Origin of the sequence: Denitromonas iodatirespirans (assembly GCF_018524365.1) — a bacterium.
Taxonomy (GTDB): domain Bacteria; phylum Pseudomonadota; class Gammaproteobacteria; order Burkholderiales; family Rhodocyclaceae; genus Nitrogeniibacter; species Nitrogeniibacter iodatirespirans.
On sequence record NZ_JAEKFT010000170.1, the window covers coordinates 1 to 255 of the forward strand.

Sequence of the window (255 nt, forward strand, 5' to 3'; positions counted from 1 at the left end):
CGGCTCGACTACATGCTCGCGGACAGCACCCCCAGTGTGCTGCTCACCCACGCGCGGGTGGGTGTCCAAGTGCAAGCGGCACTGAGCATCGCCGCGGCCCGCGGCAGCGACACGGTGAGAATCATCGCCCTCGAAGGCGATGCGCCCGACTGGGCCGAGCAGGCTGACAGCAACCCCTTCGTCCCGTCGCTAACGTCGCGCCACCTTGCCTACGTGATCTACACCTCCGGCTCGACGGGCCAGCCCAAGGGGGTG

Annotated in this window: 1 protein-coding gene; it reads left to right on the top strand. The window is 68.6% G+C overall.

What is annotated here, in order from left to right; translation table 11 throughout:
* On the top strand, positions 1–255 hold a 255-nt coding region (locus I8J34_RS24430), incomplete at both ends, for an AMP-binding protein (RefSeq protein WP_214364219.1).